Origin of the sequence: Nocardioides kongjuensis (genome assembly GCF_013409625.1) — a bacterium.
In the GTDB taxonomy this organism is placed as follows: Bacteria; Actinomycetota; Actinomycetes; order Propionibacteriales; family Nocardioidaceae; genus Nocardioides; species Nocardioides kongjuensis.
On sequence record NZ_JACCBF010000001.1, the window covers coordinates 5,413,958 to 5,438,898 of the forward strand.

General features: G+C 71.0%; 21 protein-coding genes. 10 read left to right on the forward strand and 11 right to left on the reverse strand.

All coding sequences use genetic code 11. The annotated features are described in order from the left end of the window. Positions 1-3: 3 nt before the first annotated feature. The 4 genes from BJ958_RS29260 to BJ958_RS25985 all read right to left on the reverse strand — a co-directional run bounded on the left by BJ958_RS29260 (position 4) and on the right by BJ958_RS25985 (position 4,873). A complete protein-coding gene (locus BJ958_RS29260) occupies positions 4-1,284 on the reverse strand; it encodes an adenylate/guanylate cyclase domain-containing protein (protein WP_179729652.1) in 1,281 nt (426 codons plus the stop codon). Between the two features lie 130 nt (positions 1,285-1,414). Continuing rightward, entirely contained in the window at positions 1,415-2,158 is a 744-nt protein-coding gene (locus tag BJ958_RS25975; RefSeq protein WP_141800047.1) for a succinate dehydrogenase/fumarate reductase iron-sulfur subunit, read from the reverse strand. After that, the gene (locus BJ958_RS25980) at positions 2,155-4,218 is read right to left on the reverse strand and encodes a fumarate reductase/succinate dehydrogenase flavoprotein subunit (protein ID WP_179729653.1); all 2,064 of its coding nucleotides are present in this window, start codon (positions 4,216-4,218) and stop codon (positions 2,155-2,157) included. Before BJ958_RS25980 ends, BJ958_RS25975 begins: the two co-directional genes overlap by 4 nt. Positions 4,219-4,231: 13 nt before the next feature. Then, entirely contained in the window at positions 4,232-4,873 is a 642-nt protein-coding gene (locus tag BJ958_RS25985; RefSeq protein WP_246319103.1) for a succinate dehydrogenase cytochrome b subunit, read from the reverse strand. Positions 4,874-5,155: 282 nt separating this feature from the next. Here BJ958_RS25985 and BJ958_RS25990 point away from each other — a divergent pair, with 282 nt between their 5' ends. Further along, a complete protein-coding gene (locus tag BJ958_RS25990; RefSeq protein WP_343052810.1) occupies positions 5,156-7,450 on the forward strand; it encodes an FdhF/YdeP family oxidoreductase in 2,295 nt (764 codons plus the stop codon). Further along, a complete protein-coding gene (locus tag BJ958_RS25995; protein WP_218865976.1) occupies positions 7,434-8,423 on the forward strand; it encodes an FUSC family protein in 990 nt (329 codons plus the stop codon). Before BJ958_RS25990 ends, BJ958_RS25995 begins: the two co-directional genes overlap by 17 nt. Here BJ958_RS25995 and BJ958_RS26000 read toward each other — a convergent pair. Further along, a complete protein-coding gene (locus tag BJ958_RS26000; protein ID WP_179729655.1) occupies positions 8,413-9,303 on the reverse strand; it encodes a LysR family transcriptional regulator in 891 nt (296 codons plus the stop codon). The genes BJ958_RS25995 and BJ958_RS26000 overlap by 11 nt on opposite strands. A gap of 54 nt (positions 9,304-9,357) precedes the next feature. On the opposite strand from BJ958_RS26000, the gene BJ958_RS26005 reads away from it, so the two are divergent. After that, positions 9,358-9,939 (forward strand): DinB family protein, encoded by a 582-nt coding sequence (locus BJ958_RS26005; protein WP_179729656.1) that lies wholly within the window; start codon positions 9,358-9,360, stop codon positions 9,937-9,939. 35 nt (positions 9,940-9,974) lie between these two features. Continuing rightward, the gene (locus BJ958_RS26010) at positions 9,975-10,607 is read left to right on the forward strand and encodes a DUF1345 domain-containing protein (RefSeq protein WP_343052811.1); all 633 of its coding nucleotides are present in this window, start codon (positions 9,975-9,977) and stop codon (positions 10,605-10,607) included. Between the two features lie 17 nt (positions 10,608-10,624). Here the strand turns inward: BJ958_RS26010 and BJ958_RS26015 are convergent, their stop codons facing one another. Beyond that, complete coding sequence (locus tag BJ958_RS26015) at positions 10,625-11,674, reverse strand: glycosyltransferase (RefSeq protein ID WP_179729657.1); 1,050 nt, start codon at positions 11,672-11,674, stop codon at positions 10,625-10,627. 94 nt (positions 11,675-11,768) lie between these two features. On the opposite strand from BJ958_RS26015, the gene BJ958_RS26020 reads away from it, so the two are divergent. Next, complete coding sequence (locus BJ958_RS26020; RefSeq protein ID WP_179729658.1) at positions 11,769-12,155, forward strand: VOC family protein; 387 nt, start codon at positions 11,769-11,771, stop codon at positions 12,153-12,155. Between the two features lie 8 nt (positions 12,156-12,163). On the opposite strand, the gene BJ958_RS26025 is transcribed toward BJ958_RS26020, so the two are convergent. Further along, positions 12,164-12,604, reverse strand: a complete 441-nt coding sequence (locus BJ958_RS26025) for a hypothetical protein (RefSeq protein WP_179729659.1) — start codon at positions 12,602-12,604, stop codon at positions 12,164-12,166. A gap of 168 nt (positions 12,605-12,772) precedes the next feature. Between BJ958_RS26025 and BJ958_RS26030 the strand changes: the two genes are divergently transcribed. Genes BJ958_RS26030 through BJ958_RS26050 form a run of 5 tightly spaced genes read left to right on the forward strand, consistent with a single transcriptional unit; the run spans position 12,773 to position 19,511 of the window. Further along, positions 12,773-14,506: a methylmalonyl-CoA mutase family protein gene (locus BJ958_RS26030; protein WP_343052812.1), complete on the forward strand. Its 1,734-nt coding sequence runs from the start codon at positions 12,773-12,775 to the stop codon at positions 14,504-14,506. After that, complete coding sequence (gene scpA / locus BJ958_RS26035; RefSeq protein ID WP_179729661.1) at positions 14,503-16,677, forward strand: methylmalonyl-CoA mutase; 2,175 nt, start codon at positions 14,503-14,505, stop codon at positions 16,675-16,677. The genes BJ958_RS26030 and scpA overlap by 4 nt, the downstream gene beginning before the upstream one ends. Continuing rightward, entirely contained in the window at positions 16,677-17,666 is a 990-nt protein-coding gene (meaB, locus tag BJ958_RS26040; RefSeq protein WP_179729662.1) for a methylmalonyl Co-A mutase-associated GTPase MeaB, read from the forward strand. The genes scpA and meaB overlap by 1 nt, the downstream gene beginning before the upstream one ends. 19 nt (positions 17,667-17,685) lie before the next feature. After that, a complete protein-coding gene (locus tag BJ958_RS26045) occupies positions 17,686-18,870 on the forward strand; it encodes an amidohydrolase (protein ID WP_179729663.1) in 1,185 nt (394 codons plus the stop codon). A 38-nt stretch (positions 18,871-18,908) separates the two neighbouring features. Further along, positions 18,909-19,511 (forward strand): DUF3060 domain-containing protein, encoded by a 603-nt coding sequence (locus BJ958_RS26050; RefSeq protein ID WP_179729664.1) that lies wholly within the window; start codon positions 18,909-18,911, stop codon positions 19,509-19,511. Between the two features lie 57 nt (positions 19,512-19,568). Here the strand turns inward: BJ958_RS26050 and BJ958_RS26055 are convergent, their stop codons facing one another. The 4 genes from BJ958_RS26055 to BJ958_RS26070 form a co-directional block, all read right to left on the reverse strand. After that, entirely contained in the window at positions 19,569-20,861 is a 1,293-nt protein-coding gene (locus tag BJ958_RS26055; RefSeq protein ID WP_179729665.1) for an ABC transporter permease, read from the reverse strand. Beyond that, positions 20,858-22,069: an ABC transporter permease subunit gene (locus tag BJ958_RS26060; protein WP_273520241.1), complete on the reverse strand. Its 1,212-nt coding sequence runs from the start codon at positions 22,067-22,069 to the stop codon at positions 20,858-20,860. Before BJ958_RS26060 ends, BJ958_RS26055 begins: the two co-directional genes overlap by 4 nt. Continuing rightward, complete coding sequence (locus BJ958_RS26065) at positions 22,066-23,580, reverse strand: ABC transporter ATP-binding protein (protein ID WP_179729666.1); 1,515 nt, start codon at positions 23,578-23,580, stop codon at positions 22,066-22,068. The genes BJ958_RS26060 and BJ958_RS26065 overlap by 4 nt, the downstream gene beginning before the upstream one ends. Before the next feature lie 138 nt (positions 23,581-23,718). Next, positions 23,719-24,807 (reverse strand): BMP family ABC transporter substrate-binding protein, encoded by a 1,089-nt coding sequence (locus tag BJ958_RS26070; RefSeq protein ID WP_273520239.1) that lies wholly within the window; start codon positions 24,805-24,807, stop codon positions 23,719-23,721. Positions 24,808-24,941 lie beyond the last annotated feature (134 nt).

A 24,941-nucleotide genomic window follows, 5' to 3' on the forward strand; every position in this document is an offset into this window, starting at 1 on the left:
TCCCTACGCAGGCGCCCCCAGCAGGAAGTACGTCGTCATCAGACCCTTGCCCTTCACATCGACCACCTGCGGGTCGCTGAACATGTAGCGGTCCTCGAGCAGCGCGTGGGTCGCCTCGGAGACCTGGATCCGGTGCGCCCGGCCGTGGGACTCCATCCGGCTGGCGGTGTTGACCGTGTCGCCCCACAGGTCGTAGGTGAACTTCCGCTGCCCGATCACGCCCGCGACCACCGGGCCGGAGGCGATCCCGATCCGCATCGCGATCGGGCTCGGCCACGACGGTGAGAGGCGGGTGAGCGTGCGTTGCATGTCGAGCGCCAGCTCGGCGAGCGAGGCGGCGTGGTTCTCGTCGGGGACCGGCAGGCCCGCGACGGCCATGTAGGCGTCCCCGACCGTCTTGATCTTCTCGATGCCACGCAGGTCGCACAGCGCGTCGAACTCGCGGAACATCGTGTCCAGGAGGCCGACCAGCTCCTCGGCGGGCAGCGCCTCCGAGACCGGCGTGAAGCCGACGATGTCGGAGAAGAGCACGCTCACGCTCGGCGCCGAGTCGGCGATCGCGCCGGGCTCGGTGCGCAGCCGCTGGGCGATCGGCACCGGCAGCACGTTGAACAGCAGCTCCTCCGAGCGGGCCCGCTCGAGCTCGACCGCGCGCTGCCGCTCGAAGGCGGTGCGCCGCAACCGCTCGAGCGCGTAGCCGACGATGACCGCGATCGTGCTCAGTCCGATCGTCGGCGCGACGATCGTCTCCAGCTGGTCGGTCCCGCGGGGGAGGGTGAGGCTGACGGCGGCGTAGATCGCGACGGCCGCACCGGTCGCGTGCATCCGCATCCGGAGCAGCCCGATCGCGCCGATCAGCGTGACCGTCCCGGACGTGTGGACGTACGTCGCGGGCAGGTCCGCCGTACGGGCGAGCACGGTCCCCAGCAGCACCATGATGAAGCCGACCAGGACCACCGCGCACAGCTGGAGGTGGCGGGCCACGAAGGCGGCCCGCCGCACCAGGACGGCGGCGACCAGTAGCGCCGGCGTGGCGATGGCGAACCGGATCACCGCGGCGGCCTCCGCGTCGCCGGACCCGACGACCAGGAAGTCGACGCCGCCGTAGACGACCACGAAGAACACGGCCACCCACACGGCGATCCGGGCCTGGCGCAGGCCGGCCGCGTCGTCGTACGCCCGGAACTCACGCTCTGCGTCGGGCTGGTCGAACTCCAGCATCCAGCGCCCCATGTGCAGCGCGTGCCGCTCCTGCAGCCACCCGCTGAGCACCTTGACCCCCACAGCGGAATCGTGCCAGCCCCGCCGACCCGGCGCCTAGGGACCCGAAAAACACGCCGACCCGGCGGAAAGTGGCTCGTGCGAGGCTATTTTCTGCCGGGTCGGCGCGAATCTGACGCCAGTTCCTGCCGGGTCAGTGACCGTTCTTCAGCGCGGTGCGCAGGTCCTTGTTGAGCTGGGAGATCACGTCGAGCGGGATCTCCTTCGGGCACGCCGCGGCGCACTCACCGATGTTGGTGCAGCCACCGAAGCCCTCGTGGTCGTGCTGGCCGACCATGTCGACGACGCGCGACCAGCGCTCCGGCTGACCCTGCGGCAGCTCGCCGAGGTGGGTGATCTTGGCACCCAGGAACAGCGAGGCGGAGCCGTTGGGGCACGCGGCGACGCAGCCACCGCAGCCGATGCAGGTCGCGACGTTGAACGCCCGCATCGCCTTGTCGCGCGGCGCCGGCACCGAGTTGGCCTCGGGCGCCGAGCCGGTGTTGGCCGAGATGTAGCCGCCGGCCTGGATGATCCGGTCGAACGCCGAGCGGTCGACGACCAGGTCCTTGAGCACCGGGAACGGCTCGGCGCGCCACGGCTCGATGGTGATGGTGTCGCCGTCGTTGAACGAGCGCATGTGCAGCTGGCAGGTCGTGGTGACCTCCGGGCCGTGCGCCTGGCCGTTGATCATCAGCGAGCACATGCCGCAGATGCCCTCACGACAGTCGCTGTCGAACGCGACCGGCTCCTCGCCGCTGGTGACCAGCTGCTCGTTGAGCAGGTCGAGCATCTCCAGGAAGGACATGTCGGAGGAGACGCCGTCGAGCTCGTAGGTGTGCATCGCACCCTTGGCGGCGGCGTTCTCCTGACGCCACACCTTGAGAGTGACCTTCACTTGTAGCTCCTCTGCTTGAGCTCGATAGCGGTGTAGATGAGGTCTTCCTTGTGCAGGACCGGCTTGCCGCCCTCGTTGGAGTCGCCGCCCCACTCCCAGGCCGCGACGTAGGCGAACTCGTCGTCGTGGCGCAGCGCCTCGCCGTCCTCGGTCTGCGACTCGGCACGGAAGTGGCCGCCGCAGGACTCGCGGCGGTTGAGCGCGTCGATGCACATGAGCTCGCCGAGCTCGATGAAGTCGGCGACGCGGTTGGCCTTCTCGAGGTCCTGGTTGAGCGAGTCCGGGGAGCCGAGCACGCGCACGTTGGACCAGAACTCCTTGCGGAGCGCCTTGATCTTCTCGATCGCGAGCTTGAGGCCCTCCTCGGTGCGCTCCATGCCGCAGTACTCCCACATGATGGAGCCGAGCTCCTTGTGGATGGACTCGACCGAGCGGGTGCCGTTGATCGACATCAGCTTGGCGACGCGCTCGTTGACGGCGTCCAGCGCGGCCTTGACCTCGGGGTGGCTGTCGTCGATCTTCTCGAACGGGCCGTCGGCGAGGTACTCGCGGATGGTGTTCGGGAGCACGAAGTACCCGTCGGCGAGACCCTGCATCAGGGCGGACGCACCGAGGCGGTTGGCGCCGTGGTCGGAGAAGTTGGCCTCACCGGTCACGAACAGGCCGTCGATGTTGGAGCGGAGCTCGTAGTCGACCCACAGGCCACCCATGACGTAGTGCACGGCGGGGTAGATGCGCATCGGCACCTCGTACGGGTTCTCGCCCGTGATCCGCTCGTACATGTCGAGGAGGTTGTCGTACTTCTCCTCGACGCCGTCCTTGCCGAGACGCTTGATCGCGTCGGCGAAGTCGAGGTAGACGCCGCGACGGACCATCTTCGTGGTGCCGTCGGGCTGCTGCTCCTCGATCGCGGGACCGACACCGCGGCCCTCGTCGCACATGTACTTGGCCGCACGCGACGCGATGTCGCGGGGGACCAGGTTGCCGAAGGACGGGTAGATGCGCTCGAGGTAGTAGTCGCGGTCCTCCTCGGGGATGTCCCGCGGGTCCTTGTCGCAGTCCTCGGCCTTCTTGGGCACCCAGATCCGGCCGTCGTTGCGCAGCGACTCCGACATCAGGGTCAGCTTCGACTGGTGCGCGCCCGAGATCGGGATGCAGGTCGGGTGGATCTGCGTGTAGCAGGGGTTGGCCATGTAGGCGCCCTTGCGGTGCGCACGCCAGGCCGCCATCACGTTGGAGCCCATCGCGTTGGTCGACAGGTAGAAGACGTTGCCGTAGCCGCCCGAGGCGAGCACGACGACGTCGGCGAGGTGGGTCTCGATGTCGCCGGTGACCATGTCACGGGCGACGATGCCGCGCGCCTTGCCGTCGATGACGATCAGATCGAGCATCTCGTGGCGCGTGAACTGCTGCACGGTGCCCGCGGCGACCTGGCGCTCCATGGCCTGGTAGGCGCCGATGAGCAGCTGCTGGCCCGTCTGGCCACGCGCGTAGAACGTCCGGGACACCTGGACGCCACCGAAGGAGCGGTTGTCGAGGAGGCCGCCGTACTCGCGGGCGAAGGGGACGCCCTGCGCGACGCACTGGTCGATGATGTTGGCCGAGACCTCGGCGAGGCGGTAGACGTTCGACTCGCGCGAGCGGTAGTCGCCGCCCTTCACGGTGTCGTAGAAGAGGCGGTACGTCGAGTCGCCGTCCTCGCGGTAGTTCTTGGCTGCGTTGATGCCGCCCTGGGCGGCGATCGAGTGGGCCCGGCGCGGGGAGTCCTGGTAGCAGAACGACTTCACGTTGTAGCCGGCCTCGCCGAGCGTGGCGGCGGCGGCGCCACCGGCCAGGCCGGTGCCGACGATGATGATGTCGAGCTTGCGGCGGTTGGCCGGGTTGACCAGGCGGTTCTCGAACTTGCGGGTCGTCCAGCGCTCGGCGATCGGGCCGGTGGGGGCGTGGGGGTCGACGAGCTTCTCGCCGAGCTCGTAGTAGCCCGCGGCGTCGTCGGAGGTCTGGACCGACGGCTGGTTGGTCGCGGTGAGACCGGGGAGGTAGTGAGTTCCTGCAGCCATGTTCGTTGGCCCCTTACTTCTCGATGATGCCGACGAGCACGGACAGCGGGACCAGCGAGAAGCCGCCGGCGACCACGATGGCGACGACCCAGCCGGCCGCGCGGGCACGGGCCCGCGACGTGGCCGAGTTGGTGAAGCCGAGCGTCTGCAGCGAGCTGAAGGTGCCGTGGTGCAGGTGGAGGCCGAGGGCGAGCATCGCCAGCAGGTAGATGATCGTCATCCACCAGGTGTCGAAGGTGTCGACGACCAGGGCGTACGGGTTGTTGCCGCCGGTGTCGCCGTTGCTGGGGTTGATCTTGACGATCGTGAAGTTGAGCAGGTGCCACACCAGGAAGATCAGGATCGTGACGCCGCCCCAGCGCATGGTGCGCGAGGAGATCGACGAGCCGGCGTTCTTCTTGACGACGTACTTCACCGGGCGGGCCTTGGCCGCGCGGCTGGCGAGGATCGCCGCGCACGCGATGTGGACGATGACGGCGACGAGCAGGCCGACGCGCATGATCCACAGGAAGCCCTCGTGGGGGAGCATCGGCTCTCCGAGCTCGCGCAGGTGGTGGGCGTACTCGTTGAACGAGTCCTCACCTGCGAAGGCCTTGAGGTTGCCGTACATGTGCCCCAGCACGAAGCCGATGAACAGCAGGCCACTCACGGCCATGAGCAATTTCAGGGCGATGGTCGTGCGTGCTGCACGGCTGCCCTTCACCAGTTGAGGACGCGTCGTCGATGCCACGGGGGGCCACGCTACTCCCGCTACCGACCAGTAGGTGACCGGGATCATGTGAGATATGCACGTAAGGCAAGCCTAACTCGCGACACGTCTCGGCGGAACCGGCCCGCGGGCGCCGGGCGGCGTCGCCGCGCGAGTGATCACCGTTGTTTATCAACTGATGGCCGAATGATGTTTGACGACGCGGACGGACCGAGGGACCCTGCAGAGGTGAGCAAGACGCGGCCGGACGTTGACCCCCAGGACGACCTCAAGGTCACGCCGCCGAAGACGTACGCCGCCGGCGTGCCCGCCGTCGCGCACGCGATGGAGTACTCCCTGGCCCAGGCCGGCCCGAAGCGCACCCTGCTCACCCTGCTCAGCCTCAACCAGGCCGAGGGCATCGACTGCCCGGGCTGTGCGTGGCCGGACCCGAAGCACCGGCACAAGAACGAGTACTGCGAGAACGGCGCCAAGCACGTCAACGACGAGGCGACCACGCGCCGGGTCACCCGGGAGTTCTTCGCCGAGCACTCCGTGGCCGAGCTCGACACGAAGTCCGACATGTGGCTCAACCACCAGGGCCGGCTGACCGAGCCGATGGTGAAGCGCCCCGGCGCCACCCACTACGAGCCGATCGGCTGGGACGACGCGTTCGGCATCATCGCCGACGAGCTCAACGGCCTGGCCTCGCCGGACGAGGCGATGTTCTACACCTCGGGCCGCCTCAACAACGAGGCCGCCTTCCTGCTCCAGCTCTTCGCCCGCTCCTACGGCACCAACAACCTGCCCGACTGCTCGAACATGTGCCACGAGTCGAGTGGCTCCGGGCTGGGGGAGACCCTGGGCATCGGCAAGGGCAGCGTGTCGCTCGACGACATCCACGAGTCCGACCTGGTCTTCGTCGTCGGCCAGAACCCCGGCACGAACCACCCGCGGATGCTCTCGGCGCTCGAGCAGACCAAGCGCAACGGCGGCCGCGTGATCGCGGTCAACCCGCTGCCCGAGGCCGGCCTGATCCGGTTCAAGAACCCGCAGAAGCCCAGCGGGGTGGTCGGCAGGGGCACGCCGATCGCCGACGTCTTCCTCAAGATCCGCCCCGGCGGTGACCTGGCGTTCTTCCAGATGCTCAACCGGCTGCTCCTGGAGGCCGAGGACGCCGCTCCCGGCACCGTGCTCGACCACGACTACATCGCGGCCAACACCATCGGCTTCGAGGAGTTCGCGGCCCACACGCGCACCGTCACCTGGGAGCACGTGCTCGAGGCCACCGGTCTCACGCGGGAGGAGATCGAGGGCGTGCTGCAGGAGGTGCTCGCCGCCAGGAGTGTCATCGTGTGCTGGGCGATGGGCCTGACCCAGCACAGGCACGGCGTCCCCACCATCCGTGAGCTGGTCAGCTTCCTGCTGCTGCGCGGCAACCTGGGCCGACGCGGTGCCGGTGTCTGCCCGGTCCGCGGGCACAGCAACGTACAGGGTGACCGGACCATGGGCATCTGGGAGCGGGTTCCCGACAGCTTCCTCGACGCGCTCGGGCGTGAGTTCTCCTTCGAGCCGCCGCGCCGTCACGGCTTCGACTCGGTGGCCGGCGTGCGGGCGATGCGCGACGGCAGGGCCCGCGTCTTCGTCGGCGTGGCCGGCAACTTCGTGCGCGCCATGTCCGACAGCGACGTCACCGAGGCCGCCCTGCGGTCGTGCTCGCTGACCGTGCAGATCTCCACCAAGCTCAACCGCTCCCACACCGTGTGTGGAGAGACCGCGCTGATCCTGCCGACGCTGGGCCGCAGTGACCGCGACGTGCAGGCCACCGGCGAGCAGTTCGTGACCGTCGAGGACTCGATGAGCGAGGTGCACCAGTCCCGCGGCCGGCTCGACCCCGCCTCGCCCGACCTGCTGAGCGAGGTCGCGATCATCGGGCGGCTGGCCCGCCGCACCCTCGGTGAGGGCGGGACGATCCCGTGGGAGGACTTCGAGGCCGACTACGCGCTGGTCCGCGACCGGATCGCCCGCGTGGTGCCCGGCTTCGACGACTTCAACGCGCGGGTCGCCGTACCGGGCGGCTTCCGGCTGCCCAACCCGGTCAACGAGGGCCGCTTCCCGACGCCCAGCGGCAAGGCCGTCTTCACCTGCAACGCGCTCGACCACCTCGACACCCCGCCGGGCCACCTGGTGCTGCAGAGCCTGCGCTCGCACGACCAGTGGAACACCATCCCGTACGCCATGAACGACCGCTACCGCGGCATCCACGACGCCCGGCGGATCGTGATGGTCAACCCCGACGACCTCGCCGAGCTCGGCCTCGCGGACCGTGACCTGGTCGACATCGTGAGCATCTGGACCGACGGCAGCGAGCGCCGTGCCGAGGGCTTCCGGGTCGTCGCCTACCCGGCGGCGCGCGGGTCGGCGGCGTCGTACTACCCGGAGACCAACGTGCTGGTCCCGCTGGACAGCGTGGCGGAGGTCAGCAACACGCCCACGTCGAAGGGCGTGATCGTGCGGCTGGAGCGCGTTGCCGCAGCCGGCTGACCGGCGCCACGCGGCGCGGGTCGCGCTCGGCCTGCTCGTCCCGGGCCTGGTCCTGCTGGCGCTCGGACGACCCGAGCTGGTGATGTACGCCGCCTTCGGCTCCTTCGCCGGCATGTACGGCCGGCTCGAGGGCCGCGCGGAGCGGCTGCGCCACCAGTTCCACGGTGCCGGGATGCTGGTGACCGGCGTCGGCTTGGGCGCGCTGCTCTCGGCCGGCGGCGCCGGACCGGGTGCCCTGGTCCTCGCGGTCACGGCGTTCGCGACCCTGGGCTCGCTGGCCACCGACGGCCTCGGCCTGCGCCCGGGCGGTCCCTTCTTCGGCATCTTCGCGCTCGGCGCGACGGCCTCGGTCAGCGCCGACCTGGTCAGCCCGGCCGGGGCGGTCCTGATCTGCGCAGGTACGGCGGCCTGGTGCCTGGCGCTCGGCGTCGCGGACCGCGCGGAGCGGCCGATCCCCGCGGCCCGGCCGGACGGCCTGCCCGTCGGCGCACTCCGGCAGGCCGGCCGCTACCTGCTGGCGACCTCGGTGGCCGGGGTCGTGGGCATCGGGCTGGGGATCGACCACGCGAACTGGGCGATGACCGCGGCCGCCGTACCGCTGGCGATCGTGACGGCGGGGGAGCCGCCGGACCTCGCCGCCGTCCTGGACCGGGCGGCGCACCGGATCGCGGGCACCTTCGTCGGGCTCGTCGTCACGGCGGCGGTGCTGCTGCCCGAGCCGCGGCCGGCGCTGCTGGCCGTCGTGGTGATGGTGCTGGTCTTCCCGACCGAGCTGTTCATGGCCCGCCACTACGGGCTGGCGCTGGGATTCTTCACGCCGCTGATCATGATCATGACCGAGCTCGCGGCCCCGTCGGATCCCGTCGACCTGCTGCTGGCGCGCGGGGTCGACACCCTGATCGGCGTGGCGGCCGGCGTCGCGGCCGCGGCGCTGGTGCGCGGACGCGCAGGAGTGCCGGCGCTCAGCCGCTGAGGCTGACGCCGCGCGCGGCCTCGACGAAGGCGCGGGTCAGCAGCGACTCGGGCCCGTGCCCGGCCAGGACGAGACCCACCTGGTAGGTACGACGGGGCTTGGGCAGCGGGATCGCGCGCAGCCCCTCGGGCACACCGAAGGTCGGCAGCCAGGCGTGCGGCACCACGCTGCACAGGCCCATGGACGCGACGTGGGCATAGACCGCGGACACCGTGTCGGTCTCGACCACCACGTGCGTGTCGATCCCGGTGTCGGCGAGGTGGCCGTCGATGATCCGCCGGTTCTGCATGTCGCCGGTCAGCAGGCACAGCGGCGCGTGGGCTGCGTCGGCCCAGGTCACGGTGTCGGCGGCACCGTGCTCACCGTCGATCGGGGTCAGGAACAGGTACCGCTCCCGGTAGAGGGGAACCACGCGCACCTTGCCGAGGGGCTCGCCGTCGACGTAGGTCATCCCCACGTCGATGTCGAAGTCGTTGAGGCGACGCACGATGTCGCGCGACGACATCGACAGCAGCCGGAATCTCGTCAGCGGGTGCTGCTCGCGCATCGGCGTGGTCAGCAGCGAGGCCACGCTCAGCGCCGTCGGGATCGCACCCATCCGCAGGGTGCCGGTCAGGCCGCCGTGCATCGCGGCGATGGTCTGGTCCAGCGAGTCGCGCTCGGCCAGCATCCGCTGCGCCCAGTGCAGCACCTGCACGCCCTCGGGGGTGAACCCCTCGAACCGCTGTGCGCGCTTGACGATCTGCACGCCGAGCTCCTGCTCGAGCTTGCGGATCCCCGCCGACAGCGCGGGCTGCGTCACGTGGCACGCCTCGGCCGCCCGGCCGAAGTGGCCCTCGCGCGACAGCGCGGCGAGGTACTCCAACCGGCGCAGCAGCATGGGGACACCCTAGGGTTCCCCGGACCTGCGGTCCCGGATGGCAGAGTGCGACGCATGAGCGACAGGTCCGCCAACGACGGCGTCGGGTCGGAGTCCGGCCTGGCACAGGACGCGTTCGCCCCCAGGTGGGCCGAGGACGACCGCCCACGCATCCCGCGGGTGGCCGGCGAGCGTGAGGCGCTCGCGGCGTACCTGGACCACTACCGGGCGACGGTCGAGATGAAGTGTCGCGGCCTGAGCCCGGAGCAGGCGCGGGCCCGGTCCATGCCGCCGTCGACGATGTCGCTCCACGGCCTGGTCCGCCACCTCGCCGGGTGTGAGCGCTGGTGGTTCCAGCAGAACTTCGAGCGGCGCGACGTGCCGTTCCTGTTCTTCACCGACGACAACCCCGACCTCGACTTCGACCTGTCCGCCGACGCGGACTTCGACGCCGACCTGGAGACCTGGCGCGAGGAGTGTGCCGTCTCGCGCGAGATCGTCGCCGCTCACGACCTCGACGACACCGCGCGACCGCTGGACTGGTACGAGGACGTCGACCTCCGCTGGCTGGTGCTCCGGATGATCACCGAGTACGCCCAGCACTGCGGACACGCCGACCTGCTTCGTGAGGGGGTCGACGGGAGGACCGGAGCCTGAGCAGCGTGGTGGGGAGCGCACCTAGGCTGTGCCGGGTGAAGCGCCCACCCCTGATCGCCACCGCGTGGCCGCGGCTGCTCTCCGCGGTCGGTGCGGGGGCCGTGGCCGCACTCCTCGGCTCGCTCGTCGACCTCCAGCTCGCCGTGCTGCTGGCGATCGCCCTCGCCGGGGCGGTCTACATCGTGTTCGGCTGGGTCGTGCTGTGGCCCATGGACGCCGACGCGACCCGGGTCAACGCGACCCACGAGGACCTCAGCCCCGGGCTCGACGAGGTGGTCGTCGGCGCGGCCGCGCTGGGCGGGCTCTGCGGCGTGATCGTGCTGCTCCTCGTCGGCAGCTCGGTGTCCGGGCAGACGGACGCAGCCGTCGCGCTGGGTGGGGTGTTCGCGGCCTGGGCGTCGCTGCACCTGATGTACGCGACCCGCTACGCCCACCTCTACTACTCGGACACCCCGGGCGGGATCGACTTCAACGGCCCGGAACCGCCGGCCTTCCGGGACTTCCTCTACTTCAGCTACAACCTCGGCATGACCTACCAGGTCTCCGACACCGCCGTGCAGAGCAGTGCGATCCGGGCAGTCGTGCTGCGCCACTGCCTGCTGTCCTACGTCTTCGGCGCGGCCATCCTCGCCACCACCATCAACCTGGTGGTGGGGATCGTCTCCTGACCCGGGCGGGCGAGGGGTCAGGCGACGACCGGCGCCGGCAGCGGGTACGACGACGCCACCAGCTCGTCGACGGCGTCGGCCCAGGTCCGGCGCAGCGCCCGCTCCCGGCCCGCCGCGCCGAGCAGGTGCCGGTGCGGGTCGGCGGCGACCGCGGTGACGGCGCGGACCAGGTCGCGGGGGTCGGTGGCGTCGTACAGGACCCCGGTGTGGAGGTGCTCGACCACGTGGCGTGCGCCTCCGGCCCGGGGCGCGACGACGGGCACGCCCGAGCCCCCGGCCTCGCGCAGCGCGTGGCAGTCGGTCTCGTGCTCGCCGGGGTGGACCAGGACGTCGAGGGTCGGCAGCGCCACGGTCAGGTCGCCCCCGGACAGGGGACCGGTGAACCGTGCGTTGGGGAGGCGTCGGGCCAGCCACTCGCGGTCGGGTCCGCTGCCGATCACGACGAGCCGGACACCGGGCACGTCGGCCAGTGCCGCCAGGCGGCGTACGCCAGCCGCCTTGTGCAGGCCGCCGACGTACCCGACGACGACCTTGGCGCTTCCGGACCTCGCGCGCGACCAGGACTGGTGCAGCCACGGGTCGCGCAGCGTGGGGGTGAACGCGAGCGGGTCGACGCCGGGCTCCCACGAGGTGGCCTCGACGCCCAGCTCCGCGGCCCGGCCGACCATCCACGGCGAGGTCACCATGACCCGGTCGGCGCGCTCGGCCACCTTGGCCCGCCAGTAGTCGGCGGCCAGGTCGAGGACGGGAGACTGCTCGACCGCCAGGGTCGGTACGCCGGCCCGCGCGGCGTGCTTGAGCGCCTTGCGGCCCACGGCGCGGGGGGAGTGGACCTGCACGAGGTCGGGTGCGAACCGGTCGATCGCGTCGCGCACCTGCGCGCCGGTGGGCTCGAGCGGGCGGACCCGGACGACGTCGCAGCCCCGGTAGCTCGCCAGGCCGGGGCCGGGCGCGAGGATCTGCACGTCGTGGCCACGGTCGACCAGCCGGTCGACGGTCGCCTTCAGGGTCGTGGTCGTGCAGTCGAGCGCCGGGTAGAACGACTCGGTGGCCAGGACGATCCTCATGGCCCCAACGGTGAGTGGCCGACATGGCGGGACGCCACCGGCCGGGTGGCGTCGGGGTGAACGGTTGTCGGTGCTCGCACCTAGCGTGGGTCGCATGGACATGAAGCTCGAGCTGGTGGCCGTGCCCGTGACCGACGTCGACCGGGCCAAGGAGTTCTACGTGCGGGCCGGCTTCCACGCCGACCACGACCACACGGTCAGCGAGGAGGTCCGGTTCGTGCAGCTCACGCCACCCGGGTCGGCCTGCTCGATCGCGATCGGCAAGGGCCTCACCACCATGACGCCCGGGACGCTCGACAACCTGCAGGCGGTGGTCGCCGACGCCGACGCGATCCGCGCCGACCTGGTCGCCCGCGGCATCGACGTGACGCCGGTGGACGACCAGCCGTGGGGCAGGTTCGTGTACTTCTCCGACCCCGACGGCAACCGGTGGTCCCTCCAGCAGCTGCCCGACTGGTCGGGACAGGCCGCTGGCGAGTGACCTCGGCGCTACTCGGCAGCCCGGTCCGCGGCGGGCTCGTCCCCGGCGCCCACGGTCCGCGGCGGCAGCTGGCCCTCCTGGATGGCCCGCGCGACCGAGCCGATCTGCTCGCCGCTCTCGCGCCAGCCCCCAGCCGGGGCGTCCCACCAGATCGTGAAGCCCCGGCGGGCCTCGATCGTCCAGTGCGCACCGAACGCGACCCGGGCCAGCGCGGCGAACGGGATGAGCAGCAGGAGCAGCAGGAACTCGAACGCCACGAACAGCGCCAGGATGATGAAGGGAAGGGCGAGGATCAGCAGGACGATCGCGATGATCGCGCTGACCGGGTCGTCGCCGAGACCGTTGAGGCCGTCGAGCGGACCGGAGCCCGGCGCCTTCAGGCGTCGTCGCCACGGCACCCAGCGTCGGGTCACTCGCCAGGTCTGGCCCTCGGGATCACGCACCTTCACGCGGTGGATCGTAGGGCGTGGCCGGTCGCAGGTCGGGTGTCTCCTCGGATCCGGGCGAGCGTGGCCAGAACCTAACGAGTGCTTGGTGAGTCTCCCGCTACGTTCCGGTAGCCGGAGATATCTCACACCTCGGTGACACGGGCGCTGGCACGGATAGGCTTGCCGCTTGTGACTGACTCGCCCCTGACGCTGGCGCAGCCCGAGGACGCGCACACGCGCGCCGAGTGGGAAGCCGCCACGGCCGCCGTGCTGCGCAAGACGCGCAAGCTCGGCGACAGCGACCCCGACAGCGCCGTGTGGGAGAAGCTGACCCGCACCACCCTCGACGGCATCGGCATCACGCCGCTCGGCCTGCCCGGCGGTCCCGCGACCGCCGTGCGCCCGACGCGCCACGGCGCCTGGGACATCCGCAGCCTGGTCTCCGGTCCCGACGCCAAGCTGGCCAACGAGGCGGCTCTGGTCGACCTCGACGGAGGTGTGACCAGCCTGTGGCTGGCCGCCGACGCCGACACCGACGTGGCCGCGACGCTGAAGGACGTGCTGCTCGACCTGGCCCCCGTGGTCCTCGACGCGCCCTCGGCGACGACGAAGGTCGCGGAGGCGTACCTGGCCCTCCCCGGCGCCAAGCACCCCGACAGCAACCTCGGGATCGACCCGCTCGGCGTGATGCTGCGCGAGATCCCGCTGGCCGTCGACGAGGCCGTCGCAGAGCTGCAGACGCTGGCCCGCAAGGCGAACCAGAACGACGTGCGCGCCATCGTCGTCGACGCCACCGCGGCCCACGACCTCGGCGCCAGCGACGCGCAGGAGCTCGGCTGGTCGATCGCGGTCGGCGTCGCCTACCTGCGCTGGCTGACCGACCACGGCCTGTCCGTGGCCGAGGCGGCCGACCAGGTCGAGTTCCGCTATGCCGCCACCGACGAGCAGTTCCCGACCATCGCCAAGCTGCGGGCCGCCCGCGTGCTCTGGGCTCGCGTGCTCGAGCTCAGCGGGGTCGACACGCCGCTCGCCCAGCGCCAGCACGCCGTCACCAGCCGGCCGATGCTCAGCAAGTACGACCCCTACGTCAACATGCTGCGCGGCACCGTCGCGGCCTTCGCCGCCGGTGTCGGTGGCGCCGACGCGGTCACGGTGCTGCCCTTCGACAGCGCCAACGGCCGCCCCGACGCCTTCGGGCGCCGGATCGCGCGCAACGTCAACCACCTGCTCATCGACGAGTCCCACGTCGCCGCGGTCGCCGACCCGGCCGGTGGCGCGTACGCCGTCGAGCAGCTCACCGCCGACCTGGCGGCTGCCGGTTGGGCGGAGTTCCAGCAGCTCGAGTCCGAGTGGGAGGACGGCCACGACTTCGACCCGTTCCGCGCCCGGATCGCGGCGGTCGTCGAGAAGCGCGAGGCCGACATCGCCCGCCGCAAGCGCCCGCTCACGGGCCTCAGCGAGTTCCCCAACCTCGGCGAGACCCTGCCCGAGCGCGACGCGGACCCGCTCAACGACCGGGTCCGCCGCTACGGCGCCTCGTTCGAGGCGCTGCGCGACGAGCCCGCCGCGCAGCCGGTCTTCCTCGCCACGCTCGGCACCATCGCCCAGCACACCGCCCGGGCCACCTTCGTGAGCAACCTGCTCGCCGCCGGCGGCATCGCCGTCGAGGTGGCCGGTGCGACCGCGGGCGTCGACGAGCTCGTCGCTGCCTACCGATCGTCGGGCGGCCAGCCGGTCGTCTGCCTCGCCGGCACCGACGCGGCCTACGACGACTGGGGTGCCGCGGCGGCGGCCGCCCTGCGCGAGGCGGGCGCCCGCCACGTGATCATCGCCGGCAAGGCGACCGACTACGTCGACGACAGCGCGGCGATGGGTGTCGACGCGCTGGCGTTCCTCAACCGGACCCGGGAGGCCCTCGCATGAGCATTCCGAAGAGCTTCGCGGGCCTCTCGCTCGCTGCCGACCAGGCCGCGGCCGCCGCGCCGCACGTGCCGACCGGGGAGGGCTGGAAGAGCCCCGAGGGCATCGAGATCGCGCCGTCGTACGGCCCCGCGGACGTCGCCGCCCTCGCCGCCGATGGCTCGCTCGACACCTACCCGGGGCTGAGCCCGTTCCTGCGCGGGCCCTACCCGACGATGTACACCACCCAGCCGTGGACCATCCGGCAGTACGCCGGGTTCTCCACCGCCGAGGAGTCCAACGCCTTCTACCGCCGCAACCTCGCGGCCGGCCAGAAGGGCCTGTCGGTCGCCTTCGACCTCGCGACCCACCGCGGCTACGACTCCGACCACCCGCGCGTGCGCGGCGACGTCGGCATGGCCGGTGTCGCGATCGACTCGATCTACGACACCCGCACCCTCTTCGACGGCATCCCGCTGGACCAGATGTCCGTCTCGATGACGATGAACGGCGCGGTGCTCCCGGTGCTCGCGCTCTACATCGCCGCGGCCGAGGAGCAGGGGGTGAAGCCGGAGCAGCTCTCGGGGACGATCCAGAACGACATCCTCAAGGAGTTCATGGTCCGCAACACCTACATCTACCCGCCGGCGCCGTCGATGCGGATCATCTCCGACATCTTCGCCTTCACCAGCCAGAAGATGCCGCGGTTCAACTCGATCTCGATCTCCGGCTACCACATGCAGGAGGCCGGGGCGACCGCCGACCTCGAGCTGGCGTACACGCTGGCCGACGGCGTCGAGTACATCCGCGCCGGCCTCGAGTCGGGCCTGACCATCGACCAGTTCGCACCGCGCCTGTCCTTCTTCTGGGCGATCGGCATGAACTTCTACATGGAGGTCGCCAAGATGCGCGCGGCTCGGGCCCTGTGGAGCCGGCTGGTGCGCCAGTTCGACCCGCAGAACCCGAAGTCGCTGTCGCTGCGGACCCACTCGCAGACCTCCGGCTGGTCGCTGACCGCGCAGGACGTGTTCAACAACGTCGGGCGTACGGCGATCGAGGCGATGGCCGCGACCCAGGGCCACACCCAGTCGCTGCACACCAACGCGCTCGACGAGGCGATCGCGCTGCCGACCGACTTCTCGGCCCGCATCGCCCGCAACACCCAGCTGCTGCTGCAGCAGGAGAGCGGCACGACGTACTCCATCGACCCGTGGGCCGGCTCCTACTACGTCGAGAAGCTCACCCACGACCTCGCCGAGCGCGCGTGGGCCCACATCCAGGAGGCCGAGGCCGCCGGTGGCATGGCCGCCGCGATCGAGCAGGGCATCCCGAAGATGCGCATCGAGGAGGCCGCGGCGCGCACCCAGGCGCGGATCGACTCGGGCTCGCAGAAGGTCATCGGCGTCAACACCTTCCGGCTGCCGGCCGAGGACCCGCTCGAGGTGCTCAAGGTCGACAACGACGAGGTCTACCGCCAGCAGGTCGCCAAGCTCGAGCGGCTGCGCGCCGAGCGCAACAGCGACGACGTCGAGGCCGCCCTGCACGCGCTGACCCGCAGCGCCGAGAGCGGCGACGGCAACCTCCTGGACCTCGCCGTCAACGCCGCCCGCGCCAAGGCGACCGTCGGTGAGATCTCCGACGCGATGGAGAAGGTCTACGGGCGTCACCAGGCGGTCATCCGTACGATCAGCGGCGTGTACCGCGACGAGGCCAACCTGGCCAACGACGGCGAGGGCGACACCCTCGTCGCCCAGGCCCGCCAGGCGACCGACGAGTTCGCCGAGGAGGAGGGTCGCCGCCCGCGCATCCTGGTGGCCAAGATGGGACAGGACGGCCACGACCGCGGCCAGAAGGTGGTCGTGTCCGCCTTCGCCGACCTCGGCTTCGACGTCGACGTGGGCCCGCTGTTCTCCACGCCCGAGGAGGTCGCGCAGCAGGCGATCGACGCCGACGTGCACATCGTCGGTGTGTCGTCGCTCGCCGCCGGCCACCTCACCCTGCTGCCCGCGCTGAAGAAGGCGCTGGCCGAGCAGGGCCGTGACGACATCATGGTCGTCATCGGAGGCGTGATCCCGCCCGACGACGTCCCGACCCTCAAGGAGATGGGCGCCGCCGCGGTGTTCCTCCCCGGCACGGTGATCGCGGAGTCCGCGCTCGACCTGCTGGCGAGGCTGCGGGCCACGCTCGGTCACTGATGCAGGTCGACGACCTGCTCGCCGGCCTGCGTGCCGGTCACCGCGCCACCATGGCGCGTGCCATCACGCTGGTCGAGTCGACCGCGCCCCGACACCGCCAGACCGCCCGCGACCTGCTGCTGGCGCTCGCCGCCGATGCCCCGACCCGGACGCCCGCCGTCCGGGTCGGCATCTCGGGGGTGCCCGGCGTCGGCAAGTCGACCTTCATCGAGGCGCTCGGCGGCCTGCTCACGGCCGCCGGGCACAAGGTCGGTGTGCTCGCCGTCGACCCGTCGTCGGTGCGCACCGGTGGCTCGGTCCTCGGCGACAAGACCCGGATGGCGACGCTCTCGGCCCACCCGAACGCGTTCATCCGGCCCTCCCCGTCAGCCGGCACCCTCGGCGGCGTCGCCCGCGCGACCACCCAGGCGATGGCGGTCCTCGAGGCTGCCGGGTACGACGTCGTGCTGGTCGAGACCGTCGGCGTCGGCCAGTCCGAGGTCACCGTGGCCGGGATGGTCGACACCTTCTTGTTCCTCACCCTGGCCCGCACCGGCGACCAGCTGCAGGGCATCAAGAAGGGCATCTTGGAGATCGCCGACGTCATCGCGGTCAACAAGGCCGACCCCGACGACCCGGCGCGTGAGCAGGAGGCGCGCGTCGCCGCCCGCGACCTCGCCGGCGCGTTGCGCCTGGTCCGCGGCCACGCCGAGTGGGCACCTCCGGTCGTCACCTGCTCCGGCCTCACCGGGGCCCGGGTCGACGAGGTCTGGGAGCAGGTGCTGATGCACCGTGCCCACCTCGGCGCCGACGGGCTCGCCCACAAGCGCGCCGAGCAGCAGCTCGACTTCACCTGGGCGCTGGTCCGTGACGAGCTCGACCAGCGGCTGCGCCACAGCGCCGGCGTCCGGGCCGTGCAGGGCGACGTGCGCGCGGCGCTGCTGGCCGGCGAGCTCACCGCACCCCTCGCCGCGGACCGGCTGCTGGAGGCATACGACAGCGATCGCTGAAGCGGCATAGGGTGGGAAGGTGGTGGATGCAGCGCTGGCCCTGGTCGACTCCGTCGTCGCGAAGTACGACGACGAGCTGGTTGAGCTGCGCCGTGACCTGCACCGGCACCCCGAGGTGTCGTGGCAGGAGCAGCGCACGGCCGACCGGGTCGTCGAGCACCTCGAGCGGCACAGCTGGCGGATCACCCGGATGCCGCGCAGCGGCATCGTCGCCGACCTGGGGGAGAGCGGGCCGACCGTCGCCCTGCGGGCCGACCTCGACGCGCTGCCCGTCGCCGACCTGACCACCGACCCGTGGACCAGCAGCGTCCCCGGCGTCGCCCACGCCTGCGGCCACGACGTCCACACCAGCGCCCTCGTCGGCGCCGGCCACGCGCTCGCCGAGCTGCACGCCCAGGGCCTGCTGCACCGGCGGGTGCGGCTGCTCTTCCAGCCCGCCGAGGAGGTCATGCCGGGCGGTGCGCGCCACCTGATCAACCACGGCGCGATCGAGGGCGTCGACCGGATCTTCGCGCTGCACTGCGACCCGTCGGTCGACGTGGGCGCGGTCGGACTGCGGTCCGGCCCGATCACGAGCGCGGCCGACCGGATCGACGTACGCCTCGAGGGCAACGGCGGACACACCTCGCGCCCCCACCTCACCGGCGACCTCACCTTCGCGCTCGCCAAGATCACCAGCGAGCTGCCGGCCGTGCTGAGCCGCCGGATGGACCCGCGTGCCGGCGTCAGCGTCGTCTGGGGGATGCTCCGCGCCGGTTCGGCCGCCAACGTCATCCCCGACCACGGCATCGCGAGCGGCACTGTCCGGATCCTCGACGCCGAGGCCTGGGCCTCGTGCGAGGCTGTGGTCCGCGAGGCGGTGCTCGACATCGTGCGCCCCTACGGCATCACCGCCAACGTCGACTACCTCCAGGGCGTGCCGCCCGTCGTCAACGACCGTGCCAGCGTCGCGATGATCGCGGCGGCCGCCGACGACCTGCTCGGACTGCACCACCGCACCGAGGTCGAGCAGAGCCTCGGGGGAGAGGACTTCGGCTGGTACCTCGAGCAGGTCCCGGGCGCGATGTTCCGCCTCGGCACCCGCAGCCCCGGCGGCCCGACCTTCGACCTCCACCAGGGAGACTTCGAGGTCGACGAGGCGGCGATCGGGTACGGCGCCCGGATGCTCGCCGGCGTCGCGGTCAAGGCCCTCGCCCAGCCGTAGCTGGTTTCGGCCCGCCGGCCCCTGGCAAGGGTGCAGGCATGTCTCGGACCCTGTCTGCCCCTGCCTCCGGCCTCGCCACCACCCTCGCCACCGCCGCCCTGATCGGTGCCACCGTCGCCGCGCTCCCGGCCCCCGCACACGCGGCCGTCACCCTCGACTGCACCGGTGGTCCGGTCACGATCGACGACAGCACCGAGGACTACACGCTCACCGGCGCCTGCTCGGCCGTGATCCTCAACGGCAGCAACCTGACCGTCACCCTGACCAGCGCCACGACCGTGATGGTCACCGGCGCCAACGTCGACGTGACCGCCACGGGCGCCATCGGCCCCGTCGTCGTCACCGGGTCCAACAGCTCGCTCACCGCTCCCGCCGCACCGTCCGCCCGCGTGGACGCCAGCAACGTCGACCTGCGCGTCCCGGCGCTGGACCGTGCAGTGCTCGTCGGGTCGAACAACAAGGTCGTCGCCGACCAGGGTGCGACGGTCAAGGTCAAGGGCGCCAACAACCGCGTGAAGTACCGCAAGCTCGCCAAGGTCGTCGTCCGCGGCGCCAACAACACCGTCAAGGTGCGCGCCGGCAGGACGAAGGTGAGCGTCCGGGGCGCCAACAACGTGGTGCGGGTGCACCGCCGCGGCTGAGGCTGGTGCAGGAATCGCCTCTGAGGAGGTGATTCCCGCGGCGGCGCACCCGGAGGGCTAACCCTTCCGGTACGGCACGCCGTCGGCGGCGGGGGCCCGGGAGGCGCCGACGAGGCCGGCGACGGCGATGATCGTGACGACGTACGGCAGCATCAGCATGAACTGGCTGGGCACCGGCGAGCCGATCACCGACAGCGCGAGCTGCAGGTTGGACGCGAAGCCGAACAGCAGCGCCGCGAGGGTCGCGCGGACCGGGTCCCAGCGACCGAAGATGACAGCGGCGAGGGCGATGTAGCCCGCGCCGTCGGTCATCTCCTCGCCGAACTGCGGCACCGACACCAAGGTGTACGTCGCGCCGCCGGCACCGGCGATCAGGCCGGCGATGAGCAGGGTGGTGTAGCGGGTCCGGTTGACCTTGATGCCGACGGTGTCGGCGGCCTTCGGGTGCTCGCCGACCGCGCGGACCCGCAGGCCCCACTTGGTGCGGTAGAGCGCCCAGGCGACGACCGCGACGGCGACGTACATCAGGTAGACGAGGATCGTCTGCCGGAACAGCACCGGGCCGATGACCGGGATCTGGCCCAGGACGGGGATCGGCAGCCGGGAGAAGTGCTCGGGGGCGTTGAGCTTGTCGGGGTTCTCGGTGAGCACCTGGCCGTAGAGGAAGCTGGTCAGGCCGATCACGAGCACGTTGAGGACGACGCCGACGATGACCTGGTCGACGAAGTAGGTGATCGCGAAGAAGCCGAGCACCAGCGCGACGAGCCCGCCGGCGACCATCGCGGCGACCAGGCCGCCCCACGGGGAGCCGACGATGGTGCCGACCATGGCGGCGGCGAACGCGCCGAACAGCAGCTGGCCGTCGATGGCGATGTTGACGACGCCCGCGCGCTCGCCGAGGACGCCGCCGAGGGCGCCGAAGACCAGCGGCACGGCCAGGGTGATCGAGCCGCCCAGCAGGCCGACCACGGTCAGGCTGTCGCCGGCCGCGGCCCAGGTGAGGAACGCGGTCACCGCGAGGAAGGCGAACAGGCCGACCAGCCACAACGGCGTACGACGCCCGCGGCTGACCAGCAGCGCGGACGCCGCGGTGCACACGGCGAGCAGCACGACCAGCGTCGCGACCGTCGCCGTCGACGGCAGGGTGATCTCCGGCAGGTCGAAGAAGTCGGTCTCCGCGGCCAGCTGGAAGGTGGTGTCGCCCGAGCGGGCGCCGAGGGCGACCAGCAGCGCGACGAGGAGGGTGACGACACCCAGCATGATCGGGGCCTTGAGCGCCGTGCGGAGCGGTACGGCGACCGGCTCGGCCGCGTCGGCGGGGACCGGGACGGTGATCTTGGTGTCGCTCATGCCGTCGCCTCCTTCGGCAGCCGGAAGATAGCTCGCACCAACGGGGGAGCGGCGATGAACAAGACGATCAGCGACTGGATGACCAGCACGATCTCGACCGGGATGCCCTCGGCGGCGGCCATCGAGAAGCCACCGGCCTTGAGCCCGCCGAACAGCAGCCCGGCCGCGAGGATGCCCAGCGGGCGGGACCGGCCGAGCAGTGCCACCGTGATCGCGTCGAAGCCGATGCCGGCGTCCATGTCGACGGTGACGCCGCTGGTCGTCGTGCCGAGGATCTGGTTGACACCCGCCAGGCCGACCAGCGCGCCGGCGATCAGCATCACGACCAGGTAGGTGCGGCCGACGTCGATGCCGGCGGCCCGGGCGGCGTCGGGGTTCTCGCCGACGGCGCGGAAGCGGAAGCCGAGCGCGGACTTGTTGAGCAGCCACCACACGACCGCGACCGCGACGAGTGCGAGCAGGAAGCCGGCGTGCAGGTTGAACCGGTCGCCGAGCAGCTTGGGCAGGATCGCCGACTCGGGCATCGCCTCGGACTTGGGGTTGAGCGAGCCCGGCGCCTGGAGCAGGCCCTGCTTGGAGAGGGCGTAGAAGACGAGGTAGTAGCCGACGTAGTTGAGCATGATCGTGACGATCACCTCGTGCGCGCCGCTCTGGGCCTTGAGGAAGCCGGCGATGCCGGCCCACAGCGCACCGGCGAGTGCGCCGGCGAGCACGGCCAGCGGCAGGTGCAGGACGATCGGCAGGTCCGCATTGACCCCGACCCAGCCGGCGGCGGCGCCGGCCAGCAGCATCTGGCCGCGGCCACCGATGTTGAACATGCCGGCGCGGAAGGCCAGGCCCACGCCCAGGCCGGCCAGGATCAGCGGGCCGGAGAACTTGAGGGTCTCGGTCAGCGGGCGGATCCGGCCCTGGAAGCCCTGCAGGTTGGTGTTGTAGACCGCGCCGCGGAACAGGGCGGTGTAGGCGTCCGAGATCGAGGTCCAGACCGCGCTGAAGAAGTCACCGGGCCGGGCGCCGATGTAGCCCGCCGTGGTGCGGACGTTCTCGTCGGTCAGCAGGATCATCAGCGACCCGACGACCATGGCGAGGACGACCGACAGCACCGCGACCATCGCGTTGCCCGCGACGATCTCGCGCAGCACGCCGTCGAAGCGCCTCGGCGTGCCCTTCGGCGCCTCGCCGAACTCGGTCTTCATGTCGGTGCTCACGCGGCACCACCTTCCGGGCGCTCGCCGGCCATCATCAGGCCGAGGGTCTCGCGGGGTGTGTCGGCCGGGACGATGCCGACCACCTGCCCGCGGTAGAGGACCATGATCCGGTCCGAGAGGGCGACGATCTCGTCGAGCTCGGTGGAGACCAGCAGCACTGGTACGCCGGCGTCGCGGGTCGCCACCACCTGCTTGTGGATGAACTCGATCGAGCCGACGTCGACACCGCGGGTCGGCTGGGCGGCGACGAGCAGGTTGAGGTCGCGCGAGAGCTCGCGGGCGACCACGACCTTCTGCTGGTTGCCGCCCGAGAGCTGGCTGGCCCTCGCCTGGATGCCGGAGGCGCGGACGTCGTACTCGGTCAGCTTCTGCTGGGCGAAGTCCTCGAGGAAGCCGGTGCGGACGGTGCCGGCGGACACGAACGGCTTGCCGTGGCTGCGGTTGAGCATGAGGTTCTCGGCGATCGTGAACTCGCCGACCAGGCCGTCGACCTGGCGGTCCTCGGGGATGAAGCCGACGCCCGCGTCGAGGATCTTGCGCACCGACCTGCCGACCAGCTCGTGCTCGCCGAGGCGGATCGATCCGTGGACGTGCGCCTGCAGTCCCATGATCGCCTCGGTGAGCTCGGTCTGCCCGTTGCCCTGGACGCCGGCCACGCCGAGCACCTCGCCGCGCGCGATGGAGAAGCTGATCCCGTCGAGGTGGCTGTGCCCGGCGTCGTCGGTGACCCGCAGGTCGCGGACGACGAGTGCGTCGGGCCCGGGCTGCGCGGGCTCCTTGTGGACCGTCAGCTCGACCGGGCGACCGACCATCAGCGCGGCCAGCTCGGCGTTGGTGGCGGTCGGGCTCGCCTCGCCGACGACCGCGCCGCGGCGGATCACGGTGATCCGGTCGGCGATCGCCCGGACCTCGCGCAGCTTGTGGCTGATGAAGACGATGGCGGTGCCCGACGCGCGCAGCTGGCGCATGATCTCCATCAGCTCGTCGGTCTCCTGGGGCGTGAGCACCGCGGTCGGCTCGTCGAACACGAGCACGCGGGCGTCACGGGAGAGCGCCTTGATGATCTCGACACGCTGCTGGACGCCGACGGGCAGGGTCTCGACCAGGGCGTCGGGGTCGACGTCGAACCCGAACCGCTGGGAGATCTCCCGGACCCGCTGACGCGCGGCGTCGAGGTCGAGCGTGCCGGCGAAGCCGGTGCTCTCGTTGCCGAGCATGACGTTCTCGGCGACGGTGAAGACGGGGACCAGCATGAAGTGCTGGTGGACCATGCCGATGCCGGCGGCCATGGCGTCACCGGGCCCGGACATCTTGAGGGGCGCGCCGTCGAGGAAGATCTCGCCCTCGTCGGCCTGGTAGAGGCCGTAGAGGACGTTCATCAGGGTCGACTTGCCAGCGCCGTTCTCGCCGAGGAGGGCCAGGATCTCGCCCTCGTTGACGGTGAGGGAGATCCGGTCGTTGGCGACCAGGGGGCCGAAGCGCTTGGTGATGCCCCGGAGTTCGAGCGTCATGGAGGGATCCTCTCGGAGCGGACGATCAGTTGCCAGCAAATGCGCCGTGAACGCCTGGGCGTCTCCGGCGCGGAATGCGTCCGGGGGAGGTCGTTGCCGACCTCCCCCGGACCCTGCGTCAGCGCAGGTGAGCCGTCGTCACTTGTCGAGGTACGACGTCACCGGGATGCTGCCGTCGATGATGCCCTGCTTGACCTTGTCGAGCTCGCCCTGGAGCGAGGGGTTGACCTTGGACTCGAAGTTGTGGAACGGCGCGAGGCCGACACCGTCGTTCTCGAGCGTCCCGACGTAGGCCTCGGGGTCGAAGTCGCCCTTGCCGGCGGCAACGACGGTCTCGATGGTCGAGGTCTTCATGTTCTTCAGGATCGAGGTGAGGACCAGCGACTGCGTGTTGGGGTCGGTCTCGTAGAAGTCCGCGTCGACGCCGATCAGCGCGACGTCCTTGCCGGAGTCCTTGATCGCGGTGAGCGCGCCCTGGTAGATCGGGCCACCGACCGGCAGGATCACGTCGGCGTTCTTGTCGAGGATCGACTTGGCGGTGTTGGTCGCCTTCTCGTTGGCGTCGAAGCCACCGGTGAAGACGCCCTTGTCGTTGCCCTCCCAGCCGATGAGCTTGACGTCCTTGCCCTTCTCCTTGTTGTAGTAGTCGACGCCCTGCTTGAAGCCGTCCATGAAGATGGTGACGGTCGGGAAGGGCTGGCCACCGTAGGTGCCGACGGTGCCGGTCTTGGTGTAGTCCGCCGCGGCGTAGCCGGCGAGGAACGCGGCCTGCGCGGTGTCGTACAGGATCGGCTTGATGTTGTCGGCGTCCTTGTTGCCGTCGAAGTCGTTGTCGGCGGCGTCGTCGATCAGGACGTACTCGATGTCGGGATTGGCCTTCGCCGACTCGACGGTCGCGGCGGACAGCGCGAAGCCGACGGTCACGATCAGGTCGCAGCCCTGGCCGACGAGGTTCTCGAGGTTCGGCGCGTAGTCCTGGTCGGTCTTCGACTGGACGTCCTTGTAGTCGGTGCCGAGCTCCTTGGCGGCCTCCTTGAGGCCCTCGTAGCTGAGCTGGTTGAACGACTTGTCGTCGAAGCCGCCCGCGTCCGAGACGATGCAGGGGAGGAAGTCGCTCTTGGCCGAGCCCTTCTTGTCCTCGTCGGGAGCGTCGCCACACGCGGCCAGGGCCGCGCTCGCCATGAGCGCCACGGCCGCGGCGGCCGTCGTCCTCTTCCAGGTCTTCACAGATGTCCTCCAGATCGACGCCCGGCTCCACGTGGCAGGGCAGATAGTGGTTCTGGTACTCCGGGTGCATCCTCACCCAAGGACGCGATTGCGGGAAGCGCATTCGTCGAAACGGTTACCAACTTGGGACATTT